Source organism: Arthrobacter sp. MYb213 (assembly GCF_002979915.1).
Taxonomy (GTDB): Bacteria; Actinomycetota; Actinomycetes; order Actinomycetales; family Micrococcaceae; genus Glutamicibacter.
The window spans coordinates 179,939-205,034 of record NZ_PCQA01000002.1 but is presented as its reverse complement, the minus strand read 5'-3'; the positions used below and the strand labels follow the sequence as shown (position 1 = coordinate 205,034).

Sequence of the window (25,096 nt, the reverse complement as noted above, 5' to 3'; positions counted from 1 at the left end):
CGCTGCGCTGCGATCCTTAGTCAAGGACATACACAATGAGCTTCCTTCTCCGGCGCTTGGGCTTTTACTTCCTGGCCTTCTGGGCGTCCATCACCCTAAACTTTCTGTTGCCTCGGCTGATGCCAGGTGACCCGGTCACCCGCATGCTTTCGAGATCACAACAGCGACTCGAACCGCATCAAGTCGAAGCGCTACGCACCATGATGGGCGTAGATGGCGGACCCATCATCCCTGAATACTTTGCTTACCTTGGACGTATCCTCACCGGTGACTTTGGGATGTCAATTTCCAGGTTTCCCACGCCAGTCTCCGAGGTAATTGCCTCACAGCTGCCGTGGACGCTACTTCTGGGTCTTACGTCATTGATCATCGCCGTGATCCTCGGAAACCTGCTAGGCATCCTCGCCGCGTGGCGCCGAGGAGGATTCCTGGACTCGGTGGCCCCGCCGCTGCTGGTATTCATTGGTTCGTTCCCGTACTTCTGGCTCGCTATGGGTGCGCTATATATCTTTGGCATCAATATGGGCGTCGCCCCGATGCGCCACGCATTCTCCGTAGGTCTGGTCCCTGGATTCAACCTCGAATTCATTCTTGACGTCGCAGCTCACTTGTTCTTGCCAGCATTAACGATTGTGCTGGTGTCCTTGGGCGGCTGGATGCTAGGCATGCGCAACACCATGATTGCCACCAACTCGGAGGATTACATCCTGATGGCCGAGGCCAAGGGCCTTCGCCCGCACCGCATCATGCTGAACTACGCAGCACGCAATGCAATGCTGCCTTCAGTGACAAGCATGGGTATGAGCATCGGATTTATCGTCGGTGGAGCATTGCTCACCGAAGTGGTGTTCGCCTACCCAGGCGTTGGCTACCAGCTACTCGCTGCAGTCCAAGGCCTTGATTACCCACTGATGCAGGGCATGTTCCTGACAATTACCGCCGCGGTGCTGATCGCGAACTTCCTTGTAGACCTGGTCTACGTCCGACTCGACCCACGCGTGCGGAAGGGCTGAACACCATGAGCCAGAATGTAACAGATCTGCAGACTGCCGCTGCTGAGCAGCAGGCGGAAGAAAACACTGCAGCGCGTGCCCGTGTGGGAGCCACACGGCTACTGCGCACACTGCTGCGCAACGGCAAGGCGCTGGCCGGGCTAAGCATCCTTCTAGCCTTTATCGCGTTGGCCTTACTCGCACCGGTGTTCTTTCCCGGAGATCCAGCACGCATCACCTCAGCCGGAGCCAGCGCTCCAAGCTTGGAACACTGGTTGGGTACCACCACCAAGGGCCAAGATGTTCTCGGCTTAACTTTGTGGGGAGCGCGTTCCTCACTATTTGTCGGTTTTGCCGCCGGCATCCTATCCACCGTGATTGGTGTGCTTGTAGGTCTCAGCGGTGCCTACTTCGGCAAGGGCTTAGATGACCTGCTCTCCTTGGCAACGAACGTGTTCCTGCTGGTTCCGGGTCTGCCATTGCTGGTGATCCTTGCAGCCTTCATGCCACCAGGTCTTGGCACCGTCATTGTGGTGCTGACGATTACCGGTTGGGCTGGAAGCGCGCGAGTGATGCGCTCACAGGCAATGTCTATTCGCGGAAAAGACTATGTAGCCGCGGCACAAGTCTCAGGCGAACGCCCGCTGCGCATCATGACACGCGAAATACTCCCCAATATGGCATCGGTGGTCATGACCACGCTGCTTGGTTGCATCATCGGATCCATTGGTGCACAAGCAGGGCTGGAATTCTTAGGTCTTGGTGATGTGAGCACGATTTCTTGGGGTACCAACCTGTTCTGGGCCACTAGCGATGGCTCGCTCATGCTGGGCCAATGGTGGATTTTTGTACCATCAGGCTTGGCTATTGCCTTAGTCGCCTTCGCCTTGGCGCTGTGCAACTACGCGGTGGATGAAATCACCAACCCACGTCTGCGCCGGCCCAAACACGCAACGAAGAGCACCGCGGCAACTACCGTGGCGCGAAAGGAAGGCAAATGAGCGTCCCGGTATTGGAAGTCCAGGAATTGACCGTCGAGTACGTCAGTGACGAGCGTGCAGTTCGCGGTGCAGACCGGGTCAGCTTTGCTATAGGATCCGGTGAAATCTTCGGTTTGGCCGGAGAGTCAGGCTGTGGGAAATCGACCATCGCTAACGCGATTATGCGTCTGCTCAAGGAGCCGGCTCAGATTACCCACGGCAAGATTCTCTTTGATGGACAAGACGTGCTGAGCATGGACGAGGCGACTTTGCGCGCCTGGCGTTGGAACAACGTAGCCATGGTGTTTCAGTCCGCAATGAACTCGCTGAATCCGGTGACCCGGATTGGGGAACAATTCATTGACGTGATCCGCACCCACCGCGGGGGCACCCGCGCCGCCGCACTACAGCGCGCTAAAGAGCTGCTAGAAATGGTTCGTATCGATCCGGCACGGCTGCGCGCCTACCCACACCAGCTTTCGGGCGGCCAGCGTCAGCGCATCGTGATCGCTATGGCCTGTGCGCTGAACCCTCGCTTACTGATTCTTGATGAGCCCACCACCGCACTGGACGTGGTGGTGCAACAAGAAATCCTGGAGCAAATCCGAGAACTTCAAAATGAGCTCGGTTTCGCGATCCTGTTCATTACCCACGACATGTCGCTGATGCTTGAACTCTCCAACCGTATTGGCATCATGTACGGCGGGCGCATCGTTGAGCTGGCCCCGGCGGCGACGCTACGCCACGGATCTCGGCACCCTTACACCCAGGCCCTACTCGGTGCGTTCCCTCCATTGCATGGCCCGCGGGTGAAACTCACTGGACTGGCAGAAGGTACCAACTTCACCAACATCCAAGATCTGGAAGATACCGGCGAAGGCCACTGGGTGGCGCCCACAGATGCACCCGTCCTCACGCTAGGAGAACTGTCATGACCGTAACTGCTGCCAAGGACACCACCGTGGGACCGGCTGTTCGCATCCGCTCGCTGAGCAAATCCTTCACCAGTTCTGCGCTGTTTAGCCGCAAGAAGGTCCCGGCCCTGACAGATATCGATCTGGAAATGCAGCGCGGAGAGATCGTGGCGTTGGTGGGGGAGTCTGGCTCCGGCAAGTCGACACTGGCTCGTTGTTTGGCGTTACTTGAAGTACCTGACTCCGGCGAAGTTCTAGTCAACGGAAAAGACATTGCCGGTCTTAAAGGTGCGGCTGCCCGTAAGTACCGCAGCGAAGTGCAGATGGTGTTTCAGGATCCGTTCGGTTCGTTGAATCCAACGTTCCGAGTGGAATACATTCTGGAACGCGCACTGGCCTTGCATCAGCCTGATATCAAATCGAAGCGCGCTGAGATGGCCAAGCTAGTGACCACGGTGGGCTTGAACCCGGAGGTGCTCTCATCCTTCCCCCATGAGCTCTCCGGTGGGCAGCGTCAGCGAATCGCGATTGCCCGCGTGCTGGCAGCCAAGCCGAAAGTGATCTTGGCAGATGAGCCGACTTCCATGCTTGATGTTTCCGTCAGAATCGGCGTACTGAATCTTTTGCACAAACTGCGCGACGATCATGGAATCACCATCCTCTATGTAACCCATGATCTGGCATCGGCTCGTTATCTCTCGGACCGGATAGCGGTGCTCAACGAAGGACGGATTGTGGAGTCAGGTGATTCCGTTCAACTGCTTGATAACCCTAGACATCCATACACGCGGCTCCTCGTGGGAGCCGTGCCTGATCCAGACCGCGATAGCAGCCAAGACGCCTCAAATCGTGCGGAATTGCGTGAGCAGATCCAGCGTTGGTCCGCCAGTACTAACTTGAAAAAGCATGTCATCGATGAAGCAAGCCAGCACTGGGTGCTAGCGGACGAGAGCGAGACAATTTGAGCCAGGATTCAGATCTGACCACCGGTGGTACCTCACGACGGAACGTTGTGAAAACTCTGGTCACGGCCACCGCTTTAGGCTTGACCGGGGTTGGCGCAGGTGCAGCCAACGCTGCGCCTGCCAAACGAACGGATTCTCAGACTAAGGCACCCGAAACCATGAGCTACCGTCCCAGCTACCACTTCAGCGTCCCCGACAATTGGAAAAACGACCCGCAACGTCCGGTCTACCTGAACGGCGAATACCTCTACTACTACCTCTATAACGAGGACTATATTCTTGGTGGCAGTGGTACCAGCTGGCGAATGGCGAGCACTAAAGACCACGTCAACTTCACCGACCATGGCGTAGCCATCAGCAAACATGCCAGCCCCAACGGTGACTGCTGGTCAGGTTCAATCGTCATTGATGAGCAGAACACCGCCGGATACGGCAGAGGTGCCCTGATCGCTTTGGTCACCCAAGCGCCAAATGGAGTACAAGCTCAATACCTTTGGTACTCCACTGACAACGGGCGCAGCTTTAAACCCGGCGGAACTACGCCGGTTCTGGCCAATCCGGGCACCGAGGCTTTCCGCGACCCGAAGGTGATCTGGCACGAGCAGAGTTCGCAGTGGATCATGCTTAATGCCGAAGGCGACCGGATCAGGCTGTACTCTTCCGCAGACCTGAAGAAGTGGACTCGCACCAGTGAATTTGTCCGCACCTCCCTGGGAATTCTTGAATGCCCGGATCTCTTCCAAATCCAAGCTTCTGATGGAACCAAACATTGGGTGCTTGGCACTAGCGCCAATGGAAAACCACGGGAGTTACCTGCCACCTACGCCTACTGGATAGGCGATTTTGATGGAAAGACCTTCAGTACTTCGGAAGAAGAGCCACAATGGCTGGATTGGGGTTTCGACTTCTACGGCGCGGTGACTTATCCGGACTACCAAGCCAATGGCAACGAAAACCTCGAATTACGCCGCGCTATTGGTTGGAACAACTTCTGGGATTACCCGCACAATGCACCGAGCATGGCCACCGATGGGTATAACGGCGATGACATGATTGTCCGCGAAGTGCGGATGGTCGCTGATTCGAAAGGTAATTACCTCGCTTCAGTTCCCGTTAAACAGCTGAACAAACTAGCCAGAGAGACCACCAATTTAGGCAGTCCAACAATCTCCGGTGAGCAGGTCCTGGATTTCTCCAGCAATGCCTATGAGTTGGAATGCGAGTTGAATTGGGACCCAGCCAAGCCGCCCGCAAATATAGGATTTGAGCTTTGTCGGGCGAAGACTGGAACACGTCATGTGGCGGCCGGAATTTATCTTGCGGGAGGGTTCGCTTATGTGAACCGTAAACCAAGCTTCAATCCGGGGGACAAGAGCGAATCCAAGAGCCCACTGGAGGTACCGAGCGGAAAACTCAAGGTGCGTATCTTGGTAGATCGCTCCAGTGTTGAGGTGTTCTTCGGTGACGGGCGGATAGTCCACTCGCATCGGGTCTTCCCGCTGGCCACGGATTCCGGGATCAAGCTCTTTGTCTCTGATGGCACGGCAACGTTCAAGAAACTGAAGGTCCGCAACTTGGGGTTTGCTTAACGGGTTGTTTGCCGCCGCGGTTGCAGCTACAGCGAAGAATGCACGGATATCAGAACATGCCGATGGTCGGAGAATTGAGTTCCTCCGAACCCAACTGGCAGGGCGAACGACATCTTTGACATGAGTTTCAGGAAAGCAAACGTCAAGGACTTGTCATCGTTGTCGAATAGATGCTCTGTGGCGTTCTTGCGCGCTAAGAACACGAAACAAAACAAGGTCCGTGAGATTCCGATAATTCGGAATCTCACGGACCTGTTTTTCTGTTTGGGTCTTAGCTACTTAGACAGCGTTCATTTGCGCAACGTTGTCCTTGACTACGGCTTGGAAGTCTCCGCCAGTAGTCGCGAAAATCTGTCGTTGGATCTGGTATCCGGCGCCACGTTCAATGAGGCGAATGATTCCTTGAAGTTCGTCTTGGCATCCGAGCTGTTCAGCCACCGGAGCTAGGCGTTTCACTTCGTTGCGCAGGTGGTCCGTTACTAACATTTCGTCACCCTGGGCGTTGAGGATGATGATCGCGTCGAGTCCGTAGCGGGCTGCACGCCATTTATTCTCGACTCGGTGCCAAGCCGGCATCACCGGAATCTTGTAGCCCGCTTCGAGAGACATTGACATGTCGTGGACCAAGCACTGGGTTAATGCAGTGATGGCGGAGATGTCTTCAAGCGAACTCATACCGTCGCAGATACGCATTTCCACGGTACCTAGGCGGTTGACCGGGCGGACATCCCAACGAATCTCGGAGATGTCATCGATGACGCCGGTGTGGAGCATGTCGGCCACATAGGCCTCGTACTCGGACCAGGAATTAAAGTGGAAAGGGATTCCTGCGGTGGGAAGCTGCTGGAACATTAACGCACGCTGCGAAGCGTAGCCAGTATCTTCTCCACCCCAGTAAGGGCTGGATGCGCTGAGCGCTTGGAAGTGTGGCTGGTAGTTGATCAGACCGTCGGTGATTGGCAGGGCCTTTTCGCGGTCGTCTAGTCCTACGTGTACGTGGATACCGTAGATGACCATTTGGCGTCCCCACCACTGAGTGCGGTCAATGAGGTTTGCGTAGCGTTCTTTGTCAGTCACTGGCTGAGAAGTTGGTGCGGCGAAAGGGTGCGAGCCTGCGCAGTAGAGATCTACGCCCATGGGGTCGGTAACTTCACGGAGCCGCCGGACATTGGCGCGCAGCTCATCTGCAGCGTCAGCCACGGTGCGGTGCACTCCGGTAACAACTTCCACGGTATTCATCAGCAACTCAGGCTTGATGGTGGGGTGCTCTTCATCTGCTGGAATTCCAGCATCTTCTTTGAGCTTGTCCAACACCTTTTCGGCCACCGAACATAGGTCAGCGTTTTCACGATTGACCAACGCAATTTCCCATTCAACACCGATAGTTGATTGGGGCGAGTCGGCGAATTCAATCTTTTGCACGTAACTCCTCATTGCGTGATGGGCTCGAAAAATACCGAGCCAGATGGCGGGTGGGTGGTGGCTACCCGCGCAAAAAACGGAGGATATCCATACTTATTGTATTTGTTCTCCGGCCTCGCTCAGTGCAAGACATGGAACGAGGGTCTTAGTGGGGCTTTACTTCGAAGGCTACGCGCTTTTCTCCCAGACGGGCCAAGATGAGCGTTGCTTTGTTCTTGGCACTCTTTGGGGACCCGGACAGCAGGATACGGCGCAACTCTTCGGGGGTGACGTCGACACCGCGCTTTTTGATATCCAAGGATCCAATACCGTTGGCCTTCACCCAGCTGCGCAACTTCTTCACGTTGTAATCGTGAACCGCGAGTACTTCGAAACCACGTGCGAAAGGTGTGGTGATCTTTTCTGCATGGGTGAAGTACGCGATGTGCTCATCTAAGAGATGTCCACCGGTCTGCTCAAGCATGGTGCCAATGAGATGTGAACGAATGACCGCACCATCTGGTTCATAGATGTGCGCCGCCAGTTCTCCAACAGGTGCCTTGGCATCTTGCTCTACGGTGACCGAGCTGATCAGTTCGTGTGCGCCATTCTTATCAATGACTAATGCGGCACGGGAGATGTCTTGACGTTTGAGTTTGCCGAACCACAGGCAAACTTCGATGACCGAGCCGTGATCTGAAATCCAGACGGCTTCGGCACCTACAGGGATGGCTTCGTGAGGTATGCCTGGGCCGAGCTTTACGCCTACATCCATGCCGTCATCGACTAGTTTCTCCACAAATGACAGAGGAGGGGAAAAAGCCTCAGGATCAAAGAGTCGGCGTGAGGCGCCAGAAATATCAGTTCGTCGCGCTGGGTCTAGCCAGACGGCGTCAATTCCCGTGAGATCAGTGTCTTCTGCGGTGCCGTGACGTACCTCAGCATTATCAAAAGGCATGAGGTTGAGCGTGACCGCAGCTGCCGTCGTCTCATCCTTCTCTACCGCGGTGACCTTCAAACCGGCACTGGCCATGGCAATGGAGTCGGCTCCAATGCCACAACCGAGGTCTGCCACGTGCTGGCTTTGGGCTTGCTCAAAGCGACGCGCATGCAGCCCAGCGATCATCAGACGAGTGGATTGCTCTAACCCTGCAGGGGTGAAGATCAGGGTGTCGGCAAAGGGACCAAACTTAACCCGCCCGCGGTATCGGAGTTCCGCTTGAGCAATAACAGCACGAACTATCGCGGCATCGTGTCCGTCTTTGCGTAGCTTCTCATTTAGAGTCCACGCGGAATCTTTGGACGCCACCATAGAAGGGTCAATGGTAGCGAGCAACGACCACCCCTCGGGGGAGAGGAGCGCTGCGAATTGGTCGTTAAGAGTTGAGTCATTTGATGCCTGAGCCATAAGTTCCAGCCTATCGTCATTCCGCAGTAGTCGAGATGCGCTAACTGGTGTTCCCGATGGCTTATGGCTCACGACGCTTTATTACGATTTTGCGTCACATCGAGAGAATACGCTTTCTTTATTCATGAAGTGATCTGTCGTCGCGAATGGGGTCAAGGGGCGGTTACCTCTGAGTATCTTTGGGTGTGGGCGTGAAAGGAAAAATTCACAAGACCAAGTTTTGCTAATTCTCGACCCCTTGGAGAATAAGTTTAGGTTGATGATCTCTAGTTGCTTAGAGAGTGAGTTGAGCCGTATCGAATGTCTGGTTATAACCTTTGCCACCGAATGCGAGCCCAGCCCTTGACGTGATTCTTAGTGCGTACGGCGAGTCAAAAACGCAGGCGTATTTGCTTGCTGTGACTCGGATCGCATCCGAGCTTCAAGTCGTGTTGTATGTCACCTGTGAGCAAAGTTTTCCTGACGAAAGACCAACCCAAGGTCCTGCAACGAGGCAGCGATTCAAGGGGAACAGCACCATTAGGCGAAACAGGAGGAAATCAGCTCAAGCGAGGACTGAGTAGCCGGCATCTGCAGATGATCGCCATTGGCGGGTCCATCGGCACCGGCTTGTTTGTCGCCTCCGGCGGAAGCATCGCCCAGGCAGGTCCTGGTGGAGCGCTGGTGGCGTTCGCCGCGGTAGGCCTCATGGTCTACCTGCTGATGCAGTCCCTGGGTGAAATGACGGCGAAGATTCCGGTGGCGGGTTCCTTCCAAACTTTTGCCACTCGCTTCGTCTCACCATCGTTCGGCTTCGCCATTGGGTGGAACTACTGGTTCAACTGGGCGATAACGGTTGCGGCCGAGCTGGTCGCTGCGGGCATTGTCATGAGTTTCTGGCTACCCGACGTTCCAGGCTGGGTCTGGGCCGGTGGATTCCTCGTGGTCTTGACGGCCCTGAACGCGCTGTCTTCCAAGGCCTTCGGCGAAGGCGAATTCTGGCTTGCGTTAATCAAGGTGGTCGCAGTCATTGCTTTTATCATTGCCGGCGTGCTGATGATCTTTGGAATTCTCGGAAGTCACACCGACCCGCTAGCTAACTGGCGCGAAGGCCAAGACGTATTCAACGGGGGATGGCTGTCCATCGTGGCGGTCTTCATGATCGCAGGGTTCTCATTCCAAGGTACCGAGCTGGTGGGCGTAGCTGCCGGGGAAGCTAAGGATCCACGGCGTGAAGTGCCCAGAGCGGTGCGCACTGTTTTCTGGCGCATCATGCTGTTCTACATTGGTGCGATTTTCATCATCGGTACGTTGTTACCATTTACGGATCCGAGCCTGCTAGCCAGTGGTGAAGCCGATGTGGCTTCCTCTCCGTTTACTCTGGTCTTTGAGCGTGCGGGTATCGCCTTCGCCGCCGCTGCGATGAATGCCGTCATTCTCACCGCGATTCTTTCCGCAGGCAATTCGGGGCTCTACGCGTCGACGCGCATGCTGTACTCGATGGCGCATGATGGCAAGGCGCCGAAGATCTTCGGCCGGACGAACTCGCGCGGAGTGCCGATCTTCGCGCTGCTCGCTACAGCCGCGGTGGGACTCTTCGGATTTCTCGCAGCGCTGGTGGGCCAAGGTGCAGCCTACGCCTGGCTGCTCAATGTCTCAGGGCTCTGTGGATTTATTGTCTGGGTGGGCCTCGCAGTTTCGCATTATCGGTTCCGCAGAGGCTACGTTGCTCAGGGTTATGACCTCTCGGATCTTCCTTATAAAGCGCCACTCTTTCCGCTGGGCCCAATCGTTGCCTTCGTGATGCTGTTGTTAGTGATTGGCGGGCAGAACTTTGAGGCCGTGGTTGCTGGCAAGGGCTTGGAGGTGCTCTCCGCCTATATTGGACTGCCATTATTTCTCGGCTTATGGCTGATTCATCGCTACGTCACCAAATCCAAGGTGGTTCCATTGTTAGAGATGGATTTGTCGGCCCCAGCGGATATCGAAGAATCGGCGAAAGTCCGCTCTGCGCGAACCGGTGTGACGAACTAGGGCAATCATTAGCACTCACCTTGACCGAGTGCTAATTCACGGCCTAAAGTCATCAGTGGGTGCTAAGCGCGAGCTCTGCTTACGCGACGCACACCGCCTGACTGGATCACACCAACTGGCACCGCGACGACGGTTGGTCCAATGCCATAGGGCGAAACCCTACATTCATTGGTTCATACACGAAAAGGAGAGACCATGTCTGTCTCCATCAAGCCACTCGAAGACCGCATTGTCATCAAGCAGGTCGAAGCCGTAACCACCACCGCATCCGGTTTGGTCATCCCTGATTCCGCTAAGGAAAAGCCACAGGAAGGCACCGTTGTTGCAGTAGGCCTTGGCCGCATTGACGACAAGGGCAACCGTATTCCTTTGGACGTTGCTGAAGGCGACGTAGTTCTGTACTCCAAGTACGGTGGAACCGAAGTAAAGGTCGGCAACGAAGAGTACCTAGTACTTTCGGCTCGCGACGTTCTGGCAGTTGTCGTAAAGTAACGCCAACCTCGTAGTTTTATGGTCCCAATCCTTGATTTGATCAATGATCTCAAAGGGTTAGAGGCCGAACTGCGACCTATGCTATTTCAGGAGTTAGTGCATGGCTAAGCAGCTAGCATTTAATGAGGAAGCGCGACGCGCCCTCGAAGCGGGCATTGATAAGCTCGCAAACACCGTGAAGGTCACCCTCGGCCCACGCGGTCGTAACGTGGTCCTCGCCAAGAGCTGGGGCGCACCAACGATCACCAACGACGGTGTCACCATTGCGCGTGAGATCGACTTGGAAGATCCATACGAGAACCTTGGCGCACAGCTGGCCAAGGAAGTTGCCACCAAGACCAACGATGTTGCTGGCGACGGCACCACCACCGCGACCGTGCTGGCACAGGCACTGGTCAAGGAAGGTCTGAAGAACGTAGCAGCCGGCGCTGCACCAGGCGATATCCGCAAGGGTATTGAACTGGCAGTGGAAATTGTTGCCGAACGCCTGAAGGCTAACGCCGTGGCAGTCGAAGACAAGGTTGCCAACGTGGCATCGATCTCCGCACAGGATGACGAAATCGGCGACCTGCTCGCCGAGGCCTTCAAGACCGTGGGCACCGATGGTGTCATCACCATCGAAGAGTCATCCACCACTGCCACCGAACTAGTCCTCACCGAGGGCATGCAGTTCGACAAGGGCTACCTGTCCCCACAGTTCATCACCGACGCAGAACGCCAGGAAGTTGTCCTGGAAGACGCAGTAGTGCTGATCAACCCGGGCAAGATCTCCACCGTGGCAGAATTCTTGCCACTGCTGGAAAAGGTCTTGGAGACCAAGAAGCCACTGCTGATCATCGCCGAAGACGTAGAGGGCGAAGCCCTTTCCACCTTGGTAGTCAACAAGCTTCGTGGCCTGCTGAACGTGGTTGCCGTAAAGGCTCCAGGCTTCGGTGACCGCCGCAAGGCAATGATGCAGGATCTCGCGATCCTCACCGGCGCTCAGGTAGTCTCCGCCGAACTAGGTCTGCAGCTGGACCAGGTTGGCACCGAGGTTCTTGGTTCCGCACGCCGCGTAACCATCACCAAGGATTCCACCACCATCGTTGATGGCGCCGGAACCGAAGAAGACGTTGCAGAGCGCGTAGCCCAGCTACGTGCAGAGCACGCTCGCACCGATTCCGAATGGGACCGCGAAAAGCTGGCCGAACGTCTGGCTAAGCTTTCCGGTGGCATTGGTGTCATCAAGGTAGGCGCCTCCACCGAGGTTGAGCTCAAGGAACGCAAGCACCGTATCGAGGACGCAGTGTCCTCGACTCGTGCAGCGCTCGAAGAGGGCATCGTTGCCGGTGGCGGTACCGCACTGGTTGACGCACTGTCAGCACTGGATGAAGACGCACGCGTTACCTCCGCCGAAGGCGATATCGCCGCCGGTGTAGGAATCGTCCGTCGCGCACTGGTACAGCCACTGTTCTGGATCGCTACCAACGCCGGCTTTGACGGCGCAGTAGTTGTCTCCAAGGTTGCAGAGACCGGACCGAACGAAGGCTTCAACGCCAAGACCGGTGTTTATGAGAACCTGCTCAACGCAGGCGTCATTGACCCAGTAAAGGTCACCCGTTCCGCACTGGTCAACGCATCCTCGATCGCTGCTCTGGTCTTGACTACCGAAACCTTGGTTGCCGAAAAGGCTCCCCAGGATGAGGCTCACGCCCACTAAGGAATCAAATCCTTGACCGAATGCCGTCACTAGCTAGAGCTTCCGCTCTGGCCGGTGGCGGCATTTTGCTGCCTTAAAACAGGTTTTGAGCCGCGGGAATCACATTGACATAATAAATGAGTTCACTCATAATTGATTTAGGTCATATTATTCAAGGCTGTCTCAGGAGACCCCTTTGCGCGCGTTCATCATCAATAAATACAAGGGCCTCCTGCATGAGGCCGAAGTCCCAGAGCCAAACGTGGGGGAGCAAGACGTCCTCATTGAAATCGCGGCGAGCAGCGTGAATCAGCTTGATGAGAAGATTCGTCTCGGTGAATTCAAGGCAATCCTGCCCTACAAGCTTCCACTGGCTCTCGGCCATGACCTTGCTGGCACCATCATCGTTGTCGGAGCGAAGGTCAAGGATTTTGCACCCGGCGACACAGTGTTCGCCCGCCCGCGAGATCAACGTATCGGAACCTTCGCCCAACGCATTGCGGTGGATCAGGCTGATGTTGCGCTCGCACCAAGGAGCATGGATGCGACGCAGGCAGCGTCGTTACCCTTAGTGGCCCTCACAGCCTGGCAAGCGCTAGTTGAGCGCGGGAATTTGCGTCCAGGTCAGAAAATACTGATTCATGGTGGCGCCGGGGGAGTAGGAACCATCGCTATTCAGTTGGCCAAGCACCTAGGCGCCCACGTGGTCACCACAGCTTCGACAAAAAACGCCGGCTTCTTAGCTGAACTCGGCGCGGATCAGGTCATCGACTACCGCACCGAGGATTTTGCTACGCAGCTATCGAATTTTGACCTAGTGCTCGACAGCCTAGGCGGAGAAAATCTCGCCAAATCGTTGACCGTGCTGAAACCAGGCGGGAAGGTCATTGGCATCACCGGGCCGCCCACACCGGCCTTCGCCGCCGAGCGCGGATTGGGTCCCGTCTTGGGATTGGTGTTCCGTGGGCTCAGCTATAAAGTACGCAAGCAAGCCAAGCGCTTGGGCGTTGAATTCGAATTCCTCTTCATGAAGTCCAGTGGAAGTCAGCTGCGCAATATTGCAGAACTGGTGGACTCGGGCGTCATTAAACCCGTGGTTGGTCAGAGCTTCAGCTTTGAGCAGGTTCCCGAGGCATTAGACGCGCTGACCACAGGCGGGCATCGCGGCAAGATTGTCATCACCGTAAAGTAACGCGGTGTCACGGCGTCTTTGAGATTTAGCGACAGTTCTTACTCAGCCGACTGGCGTCCAAGCACCGTGCCGACCTGGGTACGGATCGCTGCGGTCAACTGGCTAACCGGAATGTCCGGGTCCATCGCCGAGGCCATGGAAACATACTGGATCGAGGAGATCACCTGTGCAAGAGTTGCCGCGGTTTCTGAGTCCAGATCCTGGCGGTCCTGCAGAAGTTCGGCTAGTGCACGCTCTGTTTGCCTAATGATGTTCAAAGCTGCGCCATGGTGCTCTTCGGTGGGGTCGCCGAAGAGCATCTCGCGTAGGTAGGTTCGACCGTTCTGGACTTGGGTCCTATTGCACTCCACGATGGGCGCGATGAGCGCCATGACCGCGTCCAAGGCATTGGTTTGGGAGCTCGCTGCCTTCTGGCCTTGTTCCAAGGCTTCAGCGTAGTGGCGGTTCTGCACAAGCAGTAACAGTTCACCCTTGGTCTTCGCATAGAGGAACAAGGTGCCGGTTCCGATATCCGCCGCGTCGGCGATCTGACCGGTGGTGACGTCATCAACACCATGCGCTACAAAGAGTTCACTCGCGGCCGTGACGATCCGTTCAAGCTTGGCCTGCTTGTTGCGTTCGCGGCGTCCAAGCGGCGGGATTGTCGGTGGCATGGGGCCAACTCCTGAAGAAGAAGCGGATAGAGTCATTACTGAGTCTAGTCAATCTTGTGCTATCAAGCTTCCGCAGTGGGTTGCTGTCGTGGCACGCCGATTGTGATGCAATCAGTTCACCCATCTAAGCCGATCTAAACCACACAAGTCAGCCCAAGATGGGCACTTCACTAATTAGGTTCTGCACGGCCGTGCACAGCTAATACCAAGTTCATAACGAAGTTCACTTGGTAAAATTGATGGTTGTCCGCTGAGATCACGGTCGGAGCGGACCACTGACCACAGAATCGACAAGGAAAGCCGCACCCGTGTCCCAAGCGATCAGCAGCAACAAAAACACCGTGCCTTCCGCGGGTTTTCGTGCCGATTTGCAAGGACTGCGCGCGCTCGCCGTGCTCTTGGTGATGTGCTATCACATCTGGTTTTCGCGGGTCTCCGGCGGGGTAGACATCTTCCTGATGCTTTCGGCCTTTTTCCTCACCGGATCGCTCACTCGCAAACTCAGCGGTGGTCAGAAAGTCTCGGTTCTCGGTAACTGGCTACACCGCTTCTCCCGATTAATGCCCCAAGCGGCACTGATCATCGTAGCTACCGCGGTAACCGCCTGGCTGGTCCTGCCGGCCACCGGCTGGTTATCGCTGATCAATGAAGCTTTCTCCTCACTCTTCTTTAAGCAGAACTGGGCCTTGGCCGAGACCAACGTGGACTACTACGCGTTTAACACCTCTGCCTCCTCACCTCTGCAACACTTCTGGTCATTGTCGGTGCAGGGACAGATCTTCATCATCTGGCCGGTATTACTGGTGGTGTGTGCCTTCATCTGGCGGCGGTTCTTATCGCGGTACCGGTTCGAGCTGATCGCATTCATCATGTTCGCCGCCGTCTTTGCCGGTTCGCTGAGCTACTCGATCTACTTGACCGCGGCCGATCAGCGCCTGGCCTACTTTCACACCGGCGCCCGAATGTGGGAATTTGCGCTGGGCTCCATGCTCGCCTTGGCCTTACCGCTACTCTCACGATTACCCGTATGGTTACGCCGAATTGGTGGCTGGACCGGGTTACTGGTGATCGTCTCTTGCGGCGCGCTACTAGACGTTGAAGGACAATTCCCCGGGTATCTGGCGTTAGTGCCAACCCTGGGCGCAGCACTGCTGATCATGGCTCCCGAATCCCGGTCATGGAAGAACCCTTCCGGGATTCTCAGCTTGGCACCGCTGACCAAACTCGGTGGGCTGTCCTACGGGATGTACCTCTGGCACTGGCCACTACTGGTCTTCTACCTGCAACTGGCAGGGGTAGAGCACGCCTCACCGCTGGCAGGCACGGTACTTATTTTGGGGTCCATTGGCTTGTCGTGGCTGAGTACCCGCTGGGTTGAAAAACCCTTGCTTCGTTTAGAACGACCCCAGGGCCTGCCGATGCTGGCGATGGTGCGCCGTCCGCAGCTGGTCTCCCAAGCCTTCGTTATCGCGTTGGTGGCTCTGTTGGCTGCCGCGCCGATCGCCGTGTGGGACTCTAACGTGCAACAGCGTAAGGTGCAGGCAGCCGCGCAGTCTCCGGAAGAAAATCCTGGCGCTCAGGCTACCTCGGACTGGGACCCGTCCCCGGCCGCACTCACCTTGCCGCTACGCACCGAATTAGACACCGAATGGCAGACGCCGGGGGATAACTGCGAGGGCAAATACACTCCAAAAGATCCGGCGATCATGTTCTGCAATCAGGGCGGGGATCCCACCGTCGCCCCGGACCTGGTGCTGCTCGGGGACTCACATATCCAGCACTGGTCCGATGCTGCCGCGTCCACCATCGAGGCGGCCGGCGGCAGTTGGGTGATGATCTATCATCCGGGCTGCCGCTACGGTTCAAGCACCATGCCATGGGACGCCGAAGAATGCGCCGCCTTCCAAGAGGCCGCGCAAGACTACGTCACCAAGCTTGCGCCGGCGATGGTGCTCACCGTCGCCACCCAAACCGTGGGGGCACCGGACGAGTTTGGCAATTCCGCCGCCTCCCAAGAAACCATGGTCGATGGGTACGCGGAGGCGATCGATCCGTTCGTTGACGCCGGATCCCAGGTCATCGCGATGCGAGACACCCCGCGCTTTGATTCCTCCATCCCGGACTGTGTGGGTCGTAATCGCTCAGAGGATTCCGCCTGCGATGCCCCGGTGACCGATAAACTGGCCGAGGTCAATCCGATCGACACCTTCTTAGAAACACATCACTACGGCTCCTCGGTGCGTCCCTTGGAAATGACCTCACTGCTCTGCCCGGAGGGTATCTGCAAGGCGGTGATTGGCAACGTGTTGGTTTACATCGATGATTCACACCTGTCCAAAACCTTCGTCAACAGCGCCGCCCCACGCTTCGCCGCCGCATTTAGTGCGGCTACCGGGTGGCCGGGGAAGAAATGACGGCCCGCTGACGTTAGCTTAGACACAGATCTTCGACGAGAATCGTCTCTGGCCCAAAAGAGATCTACCATTTAAGCAACCTCCGCTTTCGCTCCGAAAGGTTCTTACGTGACTGAGTTCAACCCCTTTGCCTTTGAAGGACTCACCTACGACGACGTCTTGTTGTTGCCTGGCCCAACGGACGTGATCCCCTCAGACGCGGACACCACCACCCGTTTCACCAAGCGCATCAACATTGCGACCCCGATCAGCTCCGCCGCCATGGACACCGTCACCGAGGCCGGCATGGCCATCGCGTTGGCACGTCAGGGCGGTATCGGTGTGATTCACCGTAACCTGTCCATCGAGAACCAGGCACGGCAGGTTGACCAGGTCAAGCGCAGCGAGTCGGGCATGATCTCCGACCCGGTCACCGTGCACCCAGGTGCCACCTTGGCCGAATGGGATGACCTCTGCGCCCAGTACCGCGTCTCGGGCCTTCCGGTCATCGATGAGAACCGCAAACTGCTGGGCATCATCACCAACCGCGACACCCGCTTTGTGCCCCGCGAACAGTTCATGACCACCAAGGTCTACGAGGTGATGACCGGCATGCCGCTGATCACCGCCAAAGAGGGCGTGCCCCGCGACCAGGTCATCGAGCTGCTCTCCAAGAACCGCATCGAAAAGCTGCCATTGGTCGATGACAACGGTGTACTGACCGGTCTGATCACCGTCAAGGACTTCGACAAGGCCGAGCAGTACCCACTGGCCACCAAGGACGACGACGGACGGTTGCGCGTAGCGGCCGCCGTAGGCTTCTTCGGTGAAGGCTACGAGCGCGCGATGACGCTGATCGACGCCGGCGTAGACGCACTGGTGGTTGACACCGCCAACGGTCACAGCCAGGGCGTGCTCGACATGATTGCCCGGTTGAAGAAAGATCCAGCCGCCGCACATGTGGACGTCATTGGCGGCCAGGCTGCCACCCGCGAGGGTGCTCAGGCACTGATCGACGCGGGCGCCGACGCCATCAAGGTCGGCGTAGGTCCAGGTTCGATCTGCACCACCCGCATCGTTGCCGGTGTGGGCGTGCCACAGGTCACCGCGATCTATGAGGCCGCTAAGGCTGCCATCCCGGCCGGTGTGCCACTGATCGCCGACGGCGGTCTGCAGTACTCCGGAGATATCGGCAAGGCACTCGTTGCCGGCGCCGACTCGGTGATGCTCGGCTCGCTGCTGGCAGGCACCGCAGAATCCCCAGGCGATCTGGTCTTCATGGGCGGCAAGCAGTTCAAGGCTTACCGCGGCATGGGTTCCATGGGCGCGATGGAAACCCGCGGCAAGAACACCTCCTACTCCAAGGACCGTTACTTCCAGGCCGACGCACCCTCCAACGAGAAGCTGATCCCCGAGGGCATCGAGGGCCAGGTTCCATACCGCGGCCCACTGTCCGCAGTGGTTCATCAGCTCACCGGCGGCCTGCGTCAGACGATGTTCTACGTCGGCGGACGTACCATCCCGGAGCTGAAGGCCCGCGGCAAGTTTGTCCGCATCACCTCGGCAGGTCTGAAAGAGTCGCACCCACACGACATCATGATGACCGTCGAGGCGCCGAACTACCGCTCGCGCTAAACCCGGCCCGGACTATAGTCCACGCACGATCAACGCCCCGCACCTGTCCAACAGGTGCGGGGCGTTTTTGTCCCCGTCCATCAAGCCTTTGCGCACTTATCCACATTCGGTCCCGCCCCCACCGTCCAAGCCCACCACCGCGCGCATACTCACATCATGAACACCACCGCCGGGGCCACTACCCTCACCGAACTGCACACGACGCTCACCGAGCTCGCCGCAGCCACCAGTGAGCCACAAAACCTCACCGGCGAAATCTTGCGCAAACTCGCCACCACCGGCACCGCACTGTTCACCTTCCTGCGCTTACACCTGGCAGAGACCACCGATCCCCGCCTCGCCTTGGAACTTGCCACCACCGGCCAACAGCTAGAGGATGAAGCAGCCCGCATCCGTGTCACCGGTGCTGACCGACTCGCAGCTACCAACGCCCACACCCTGGACGAAACAGAACTCGACACATTACGCACCACCGCCCCAGACACCACCCGGGCGCCGCGCCGCTGCGCAGGTAAAGCAAGTTTCCAAACCCCGGCCGCGCTTTTAGCTTCTTGGACTCACATTCCCTTTGGTGTAGCGAGCAAACTCATCGGCGACGCCAGCGATCTGATTGGCCGCCGGGATATGGCTGGTAATCAGCTTCCACCACGCTTTGAACACCTAGGCACCTTATTCACCACCCCAGACACGGAACAATCCCCGGCTTTGCATCCGGCGGTGGTGCGGGAGATCAGTCAGAAACTGGCTAAGCGTGAACCTAAGGATCAGACCTTTGACGGGATCCGTACCGAGCCAACCTTGTTTCATACAGATGGCCGCCCGGTCGAAGAACACGCAGCCACCCTGCTTACCGGCGGGCAGAGTGTTGCCGAAACGAACAAACAGGTCAAAGAGCTAATTACTACGGCGAGTACTACTGCAGGTACTGCGACGTCTTCCTCGCTGCGCCGTGGGTTCTTCCCGTTGCCGATTAAGAACGAGTTCACCCGCGAGTTTCTCTTGCGGGTCACCACGGTGGAAGGTGAGTATTTTGATTCGTTGGCCGCTCATGCAGCTAACGGACGCACTCTTGCCGGGGCGCAGGCTCGGGTCAACCGTCCGCCGCAGCCCGGCCCAGTCAGCGAGTCGGATACCGGCACAGAGTCTTCCACCGCTGAGCAAGCTACCAGTGCGGAATCCACCGAGCCCGCACCTGCCGTTGACGAACCAACCACCAACGTAGAAACGCACGACGAAACACCCGCACAAACGGTCCCAGCAGAACCTAGCATCCTGGATTTCTTACCGGAAGGGGCATTGGAGGAAGCGATCTGGGAACCAGAAACCACCGAGGTCCCGGCGACGGTCCCCGAACGAGCGTTGAACGCGTTGATGGATATCCTCACTATGGTTCCGACCGGTGGAGGTGGCAGTCAAAGGATTAGACCTGAGGTGCTGGTGCATTTGAAGCTCGAAGATTTGCAGGACCTTGCTTCTGGTGATGCGCGCACTGCTCACGGGGTGAAACTCCCGCCCGGGGATTTGAGACGGTTGTTATGCGAAGCAGATATTATCCCGGCAATATTTAACTCGAAGAGTGAATTGCTCGACTATGGTCGCGCTCAACGGTTGGTTCCGGAGAGACTCAAGCGTGCGGTCCTTGCGCGTGATCATGGGTGTATTGTGCCTGGTTGTACCGAGCCGCCGGAGAAGATTGAGTTTCACCATATTGATCCGTGGTGGATGGGCGGCGAAACGAAGCTCATCAATTTGGCGGGCCTGTGTCGTGGTGGGCATATGGATGCTGATTCAGGTCGGATCAAGATTGTGATGCTTGAGGGGTTGCCGCACGTGATTTTGCCGAAGCATATTGATCCTGCGCAAAAGCCTAGGCGCAATACTTACTGGGACTGACTCCCGATCGGGGTTGCACCCTGTTCATCGGGCCCAAACCGACGGCGACTACGCGACCAAAACAACCAACAAAGCGCACCAAGCAGCGCGCCCAATGAATTGGCGAGAATATCAAAGCCCGACGCAAAACGCTGCGGCAGAAATAACCATTGGCTCGCTTCGATCAGTGATGTGGCGAGCACGCCGAGCCCCACCGCCAGCCAGAAACGCCGCAGCCCAAAGCCCAACAACAACCCCAACGGGATGAAAAGTACGATATTCGCGCCGAACTCCACCAGGTCATAGCCCACAAAATTCGGCACACCCACCGCATGCAACCAGGCTAAAACGCTATCCAAAGTACCCCGGGCCGAGGCATCCACCGGGGTCGGCCAGAGCGCAACACAGATCAGCCCGAGCAGATATAGCGCAGGCAACACCCACAGGGCACGAAGGGGGAGTCGGGAAGAAGGAATTGGCGCGATCCTTGGGTGCTAGTTTTGAAGAATTGATGAGCTGCCACCGGCGGCATGTGTCCGGACCCTCATAGTTTAGCCAGTCGCAGGTACCGGTGCGGAAGAAACACCGAGCCCACCCCACGTAGAATGTAGGCACGACGCCACGCAACGGTGCGCGTCACCGGCAACGAAGGACATGATCTTGGCACAACCCGCGAATCTGAAGAAGCTCGCCCGTGAACGCATGGCTCGAACAGGCGAGAGCTACACGACCGCGCGCAAGAACATCCTGACCGATAAGCCCGAAGGCCCTCGCGCGGCCCGCGCAGCCGCCGCACGCAACTACGCCCAAGAGGCTAAAGACGCGCGATACGCTGAAAAGCACGGCAAACCCAAGCCAAAGCCAAAGCCAAAGCCTGCACCCGCGCCAAGCCCAGCAGAAGAGTTGCCCGAGTACCCGGCTCCAACCGAGGTCGCGCAGTACGACGCGGGCCTCTGGCACCGAGTGCTCACCCAGGCCGGCGTCACCAACCCAGCCACCGGTGAACCGCTAAGCGAAGCCCTGCTGGCAGGGCTTGCCGGCGGCATCGGCTTCATGGCCTTCACCTTCGAGTACGAGCAGACCACCTCGGTCACCCTCGTCACCCGCGCGCACCCGGAGCCATACACGCAGAACCTGTTGCGTCGCTGCGGCGCCAAGGTCACCGAACGCACCACCGGTTCATCGGACAGCGCTACCGAGTACCTCGATGCCGGGCTGGACGCAGGCCGCGCGGTCGTCGTCCGCGTCGCGGTAGGCGCACTGCCATGGATCGAACCCGGCGAGGTAGATGAGGCAGACATCATCGACGTAGCTATCGTCGGTGAACACGAAGATGGCCTGCTTATCGATGATGGCTCCGGTGCACTCATGCCGATCAGCCCGAACGATCTGGCCGTCGCCCGCGCCAAGCGCAAAAAGGAAAAGAACTGGCAAGCCTGGATCCCTTCGCGCCGCTCGCCAAACCTGGAGACGCTCGGCGCAAACGTACTGGAAGCCATCACCGAGACTAATGGCCGACTGCTTGGCACCTTGGAGCTCAAGGGCATCCCGGAGCACTTCGCTAACCGCGTCGGTATCGCCGGAATGCACACCTGGGTTGAAAGCCTGCGCGACACCAACAGCAAAAAGGGTTGGACGCAGATCTTCGCCGATCCGCAACGTCTGAGTACCGCACTGGAGCAGCTGCACGGCTTCATGACCGACACCCGCTTTGGCGGACTCGGTGGCCTGCGCGGACTCTACGCAGACTTCCTCGATGAGTGCGAGCAGTTCCCAGGTCTTGAACCACTGGCCGAGCACGCCGCAGATTATGCGCAGCTCGCCGCGGACTGGATTGACCTGAGCGAAATGGTCGATCCTGAGATCGATCCAGAAAAGCGCAGCGAGCTCTTTGCCCGCATGGCCGATCAAATGGAAAAGATCGCGCAGGCTGAAGAACGCGCCGCTACCGCATTAGCCGCCACGCTAAGTACCCTGAAGGCCAACAAAACCGAGCGCTAAACGCGGTTTGATACGCCATATTGGGTAACTTGTGGTGAGCTTGCTCACCGTAAATCAGCCATATTACGCCCCGTACCCGTAGTGGTGCGGGGCGTTGCGCGTTGACTGAAGCGGGAATCGCCACGGAACTTGGTAACCTTGTTAGGTGAGTAACGAGATTGAGATCGGCCGTGGCAAGCGCGCCACGAAGGCATATTCCCTGGACGACGTAGCGATCGTACCGAATCGCCGAACCCGTGATCCCAAGGACGTATCGGTCTCTTGGCAGATCGACGCGTTCGCGTTTGAAACCCCCATCTTGGGCGCACCCATGGATTCGGTGACCTCCCCGGCCACCGCAATCGCCCTGGGCAAGCTCGGCGGCTTAGGCGTGCTGAACCTTGAAGGACTGTGGACCCGCTACGAAAACCCGGAACCGGTACTGGCTGAAATTGCCGGGCTACGTTCCGAGGCGAGCACCCGCAACGATTCGAAGATCACCGCGAAGCTGCAAGAACTATATTCCGCTCCGATCCAGCCTGAGCTGATCGGCACCCGTTTGGCAGAAATTCGCGAGTCCGGCGTCGTGGTGGCAGGCTCCCTGACCCCACAGCGCACCAAGGAATACTCGCAGGCGGTTATCGATGCAGGCGTTGACATCTTTGTCATCCGCGGCACCACCGTCTCGGCCGAGCACGTCTCGCAGAACACCGAACCACTAAACCTCAAGCAGTTCATTTATGAGCTCGACGTTCCCGTCATCGTGGGAGGCGCGGCCGGTTACACCCCGGCAATGCACCTGATGCGTACCGGCGCGGCCGGCGTATTGGTCGGCTTTGGTGGCGGCGCGTCCTCCACCACCCGCCGCACCTTGGGCATTCACGCACCGATGGCTACCGCCATTGCCGACGTGGCAGCGGCCCGCCGCGACTACATCGAGGAGACCGGTGGCCGTTACGTGCACGTCATCGCCGATGGCGGCCTGGGCAACTCCGGAGATATCGTCAAGGCCATCGCCATGGGCGCCGACGCAGTGATGCTTGGTACCGCACTGGCCCGCGCCGAAGAGGCACCGGGCGCCGGATACCACTGGGGTATGGAAGCCGTGCATGAGGTCAGCCCACGTGGTGACCGCGCGCAGATTGGTACCGTCGGTTCCCTGGAGCACGTGCTCTACGGCCCATCACACGAGACCAATGGCACCTCCAACCTGGTCGGCGCCCTGCGCCGTTCGATGGCTACCACCGGTTACTCCACGCTGAAGGAATTCCAGCGCGTGGACGTGGTGCTCTCGCCATACGAGTCCGACCGCTTCTAAGCACTTCCGCGCAAGCCCGCCGCAACCCTCGAAGGGGTCGCGGCGGGCTTGAGTACTTTAACGCCCAGTTTCAAAGTTATTTTCACAGCGCCGACGAAAATGTCTCAACGATCAAGCTCAGCGGAAAGTTCCCCAGGCCCCGCCCCACGTGAAGTAGGTCAATCTCACCCCCTGCGCATTGGAACTTCTACAAGCAATCGAAGTACCGTTAGAGTGTGCTGAAAACCGCTTTCAAACCCAAATGGATCGCCGCCTTACTCGGTGCGTTGCTCATCGCCACCGGATTTGTGGCCCTTTCGGGCTGGCAATTTGGTTCCTCCACCACCGAGCCGGTGGTCAAGATCGATGAAACCGAGGTGCCGGTCCCGCTGACCGAGCACTTCACTCCGGGCATCGAAATGCTGGGCAGCAAGGCAGACCAAATCGTCGAGTTTTCCGGGCACTTCATCCCGGGCACCGACGTGCTGATCAAGGACCGAGTCGACGATGACAACCTGGGCAACTGGGTGGTGACCGCCTTCGCCGTCGAAGGCGCCAAGGATGACGCGGCGATGGCAGTGGTTCGTGGCTGGCAGCCCGAAACCACCACCCCGTCCCCAGCACCCAAGGGCACGATCGACATCACCGGGCGCCTCCTTCCGCCCGAGGGTCCAGAACTAAATTACGACCTGCGCAACCCGGCACTTGCCAGCTTGTCTTCCGCGCAGCTGTCCAACGTCTGGGACCTGAAGCTTTACACCGGGTTTGTGACCGCACATGAGCTCACCGCCAACGGCCAACCGGTCACTCAGCCGGGCCTAGAGTCGATCTACGTCGGCCCGCAGCCACAAGAGGCGCAGGTCAACTGGCTGAATGTGTTCTACGGGATCGAATGGGTAGTCTTCGCCGGCTTCGCATTCTTCCTCTGGTACCGGATGGTGCGCGATGATTACCAGCGCGGCATGGATGAGATCGCCGAGGACGCCGCCGCCCAGGCAGCCGCCCGCGACAAGCTTCCAGAGAACTAAGTCACCACACTCACAACTTCGAAAGGACTTCGAGCAGATGTCCAGCACCACCCCCACACCCCGCCCCCGCAAATTTGGTGGAACCCCGGCGCAGATCCGTTCGGCAGCAAAGTTTTATAAGGTGTTCGCCTACGCGACCGGCGTGATGCTGTTGCTGCTCGTGGCCGAAATGGTCATGAAGTACTTCTGGAAGCTCGAGCTCTTCGTCGGCGGTGAACTGCTCACCGGCGCCGCCAACACCATCGGGATGCTGAACCGCGCAGACATCAGTGGGGGAGTGAACATCTCGCTGATGATTTTGATCGTGCACGGCTGGATGTACGTGGTCTACCTCTTCGCAGACTTCCGCCTCTGGTCGCTGATGCGCTGGCCATTTAGCCGTTTCATCACCATCGCCCTGGGCGGGGTCATCCCGTTCCTCTCCTTCTTCACCGAGCGCACGGTGCACGCCGAGGTGGACGCCGAGCTGGCCGCCCACCCGAAAGCCGCCAAACGTTACTAAAGCCCGACTTATTGGGTTATAAAATCCTCGTCACACTCGTTGTGGCGGGGATTTTCCGTATCCCGGCCGATCAAAACGCCGTCTCCCAGGCTCCCGGGTGACGCTGATGACA

Annotated in this window: 20 protein-coding genes; 16 read left to right on the top strand and 4 right to left on the bottom strand. The window is 57.8% G+C overall.

Going from position 1 to position 25,096, the window contains the following annotated elements; genetic code table 11:
• Positions 1–35 precede the first annotated feature (35 nt).
• The 5 genes from CQ011_RS05295 to CQ011_RS05275 are packed head-to-tail and all read left to right on the top strand — an operon-like array spanning position 36 to position 5,440.
• Positions 36–1,013 (top strand): ABC transporter permease, encoded by a 978-nt coding sequence (locus tag CQ011_RS05295; protein WP_105675400.1) that lies wholly within the window; start codon positions 36–38, stop codon positions 1,011–1,013.
• A gap of 5 nt (positions 1,014–1,018) precedes the next feature.
• Positions 1,019–1,993, top strand: coding sequence for an ABC transporter permease (locus CQ011_RS05290; protein WP_105675398.1), 975 nt, complete (start codon positions 1,019–1,021; stop codon positions 1,991–1,993).
• On the top strand, positions 1,990–2,907 hold the full coding sequence (locus tag CQ011_RS05285) for an ABC transporter ATP-binding protein (protein WP_105675396.1): 918 nt from the start codon (positions 1,990–1,992) through the stop codon (positions 2,905–2,907). Before CQ011_RS05290 ends, CQ011_RS05285 begins: the two co-directional genes overlap by 4 nt.
• Complete coding sequence (locus CQ011_RS05280; RefSeq protein WP_105675394.1) at positions 2,904–3,851, top strand: ABC transporter ATP-binding protein; 948 nt, start codon at positions 2,904–2,906, stop codon at positions 3,849–3,851. Before CQ011_RS05285 ends, CQ011_RS05280 begins: the two co-directional genes overlap by 4 nt.
• Positions 3,848–5,440 (top strand): glycoside hydrolase family 32 protein, encoded by a 1,593-nt coding sequence (locus CQ011_RS05275; RefSeq protein WP_286161101.1) that lies wholly within the window; start codon positions 3,848–3,850, stop codon positions 5,438–5,440. The genes CQ011_RS05280 and CQ011_RS05275 overlap by 4 nt, the downstream gene beginning before the upstream one ends.
• 279 nt (positions 5,441–5,719) lie before the next feature.
• Here CQ011_RS05275 and CQ011_RS05265 read toward each other — a convergent pair whose 3' ends face one another.
• Positions 5,720–6,874 (bottom strand): glutamate--cysteine ligase, encoded by a 1,155-nt coding sequence (locus CQ011_RS05265; protein ID WP_105675390.1) that lies wholly within the window; start codon positions 6,872–6,874, stop codon positions 5,720–5,722.
• Between the two features lie 133 nt (positions 6,875–7,007).
• The gene (locus CQ011_RS05260) at positions 7,008–8,249 is read right to left on the bottom strand and encodes a THUMP-like domain-containing protein (protein ID WP_105675388.1); all 1,242 of its coding nucleotides are present in this window, start codon (positions 8,247–8,249) and stop codon (positions 7,008–7,010) included.
• Positions 8,250–8,684: 435 nt separating this feature from the next.
• On the opposite strand from CQ011_RS05260, the gene CQ011_RS05255 reads away from it, so the two are divergent.
• The 4 genes from CQ011_RS05255 (at position 8,685) to CQ011_RS05240 (ending at position 13,624) form a co-directional block, all read left to right on the top strand.
• On the top strand, positions 8,685–10,262 hold the full coding sequence (locus tag CQ011_RS05255; RefSeq protein ID WP_502692875.1) for an amino acid permease: 1,578 nt from the start codon (positions 8,685–8,687) through the stop codon (positions 10,260–10,262).
• Positions 10,263–10,457: 195 nt separating this feature from the next.
• Positions 10,458–10,754 carry a co-chaperone GroES gene (gene groES, locus CQ011_RS05250; protein WP_096253924.1) on the top strand — a complete coding sequence of 99 codons (297 nt, stop codon included), beginning with the start codon at positions 10,458–10,460 and terminating at the stop codon, positions 10,752–10,754.
• Positions 10,755–10,854: 100 nt separating this feature from the next.
• A complete protein-coding gene (gene groL / locus CQ011_RS05245) occupies positions 10,855–12,453 on the top strand; it encodes a chaperonin GroEL (RefSeq protein WP_105675384.1) in 1,599 nt (532 codons plus the stop codon).
• Positions 12,454–12,628: 175 nt separating this feature from the next.
• Positions 12,629–13,624: an NADP-dependent oxidoreductase gene (locus CQ011_RS05240; RefSeq protein WP_105675382.1), complete on the top strand. Its 996-nt coding sequence runs from the start codon at positions 12,629–12,631 to the stop codon at positions 13,622–13,624.
• 38 nt (positions 13,625–13,662) lie between these two features.
• Here the strand turns inward: CQ011_RS05240 and CQ011_RS05235 are convergent, their stop codons facing one another.
• Positions 13,663–14,277: a TetR/AcrR family transcriptional regulator gene (locus CQ011_RS05235; RefSeq protein WP_105675380.1), complete on the bottom strand. Its 615-nt coding sequence runs from the start codon at positions 14,275–14,277 to the stop codon at positions 13,663–13,665.
• A 308-nt stretch (positions 14,278–14,585) separates the two neighbouring features.
• Here CQ011_RS05235 and CQ011_RS05230 point away from each other — a divergent pair, with 308 nt between their 5' ends.
• From CQ011_RS05230 to CQ011_RS05220, 3 genes are all read left to right on the top strand, one after another.
• Positions 14,586–16,691: an acyltransferase family protein gene (locus CQ011_RS05230; protein ID WP_105675378.1), complete on the top strand. Its 2,106-nt coding sequence runs from the start codon at positions 14,586–14,588 to the stop codon at positions 16,689–16,691.
• 108 nt (positions 16,692–16,799) lie between these two features.
• Entirely contained in the window at positions 16,800–18,305 is a 1,506-nt protein-coding gene (guaB, locus tag CQ011_RS05225) for an IMP dehydrogenase (RefSeq protein WP_105675376.1), read from the top strand.
• 156 nt (positions 18,306–18,461) lie between these two features.
• Positions 18,462–20,198: an HNH endonuclease signature motif containing protein gene (locus CQ011_RS05220; RefSeq protein WP_105675374.1), complete on the top strand. Its 1,737-nt coding sequence runs from the start codon at positions 18,462–18,464 to the stop codon at positions 20,196–20,198.
• On the opposite strand, the gene CQ011_RS05215 is transcribed toward CQ011_RS05220, so the two are convergent.
• On the bottom strand, positions 20,186–20,614 hold the full coding sequence (locus tag CQ011_RS05215) for a VanZ family protein (RefSeq protein WP_181147999.1): 429 nt from the start codon (positions 20,612–20,614) through the stop codon (positions 20,186–20,188). The genes CQ011_RS05220 and CQ011_RS05215 overlap by 13 nt on opposite strands.
• Positions 20,615–20,837: 223 nt before the next feature.
• On the opposite strand from CQ011_RS05215, the gene CQ011_RS05210 reads away from it, so the two are divergent.
• The 4 genes from CQ011_RS05210 (at position 20,838) to CQ011_RS05195 (ending at position 24,984) form a co-directional block, all read left to right on the top strand.
• Positions 20,838–22,178: a DUF4872 domain-containing protein gene (locus CQ011_RS05210; protein WP_105676122.1), complete on the top strand. Its 1,341-nt coding sequence runs from the start codon at positions 20,838–20,840 to the stop codon at positions 22,176–22,178.
• Positions 22,179–22,323: 145 nt separating this feature from the next.
• Complete coding sequence (locus CQ011_RS05205; RefSeq protein ID WP_105675370.1) at positions 22,324–23,475, top strand: GuaB3 family IMP dehydrogenase-related protein; 1,152 nt, start codon at positions 22,324–22,326, stop codon at positions 23,473–23,475.
• A 215-nt stretch (positions 23,476–23,690) separates the two neighbouring features.
• Complete coding sequence (locus CQ011_RS05200) at positions 23,691–24,482, top strand: SURF1 family protein (protein WP_105675368.1); 792 nt, start codon at positions 23,691–23,693, stop codon at positions 24,480–24,482.
• Positions 24,483–24,519: 37 nt separating this feature from the next.
• Positions 24,520–24,984: a DUF3817 domain-containing protein gene (locus CQ011_RS05195; RefSeq protein WP_105675366.1), complete on the top strand. Its 465-nt coding sequence runs from the start codon at positions 24,520–24,522 to the stop codon at positions 24,982–24,984.
• The last annotated feature ends 112 nt before the right edge of the window (positions 24,985–25,096 follow it).

Coding starts and splice junctions, on each gene's coding strand:
- CQ011_RS05220 (WP_105675374.1), top strand. CDS start 18,462: ATGAACACCACCGCCGGGGCCACTACCCTCACCGAACTGCACACGACG.
- groL (WP_105675384.1), top strand. CDS start 10,855: ATGGCTAAGCAGCTAGCATTTAATGAGGAAGCGCGACGCGCCCTCGAA.
- groES (WP_096253924.1), top strand. CDS start 10,458: ATGTCTGTCTCCATCAAGCCACTCGAAGACCGCATTGTCATCAAGCAG.
- CQ011_RS05280 (WP_105675394.1), top strand. CDS start 2,904: ATGACCGTAACTGCTGCCAAGGACACCACCGTGGGACCGGCTGTTCGC.
- CQ011_RS05195 (WP_105675366.1), top strand. CDS start 24,520: ATGTCCAGCACCACCCCCACACCCCGCCCCCGCAAATTTGGTGGAACC.
- CQ011_RS05260 (WP_105675388.1), bottom strand. CDS start 8,249: ATGGCTCAGGCATCAAATGACTCAACTCTTAACGACCAATTCGCAGCG.
- CQ011_RS05235 (WP_105675380.1), bottom strand. CDS start 14,277: ATGCCACCGACAATCCCGCCGCTTGGACGCCGCGAACGCAACAAGCAG.
- CQ011_RS05265 (WP_105675390.1), bottom strand. CDS start 6,874: ATGAGGAGTTACGTGCAAAAGATTGAATTCGCCGACTCGCCCCAATCA.
- CQ011_RS05285 (WP_105675396.1), top strand. CDS start 1,990: ATGAGCGTCCCGGTATTGGAAGTCCAGGAATTGACCGTCGAGTACGTC.
- CQ011_RS05255 (WP_502692875.1), top strand. CDS start 8,685: ATGTCACCTGTGAGCAAAGTTTTCCTGACGAAAGACCAACCCAAGGTC.
- CQ011_RS05290 (WP_105675398.1), top strand. CDS start 1,019: ATGAGCCAGAATGTAACAGATCTGCAGACTGCCGCTGCTGAGCAGCAG.
- CQ011_RS05295 (WP_105675400.1), top strand. CDS start 36: ATGAGCTTCCTTCTCCGGCGCTTGGGCTTTTACTTCCTGGCCTTCTGG.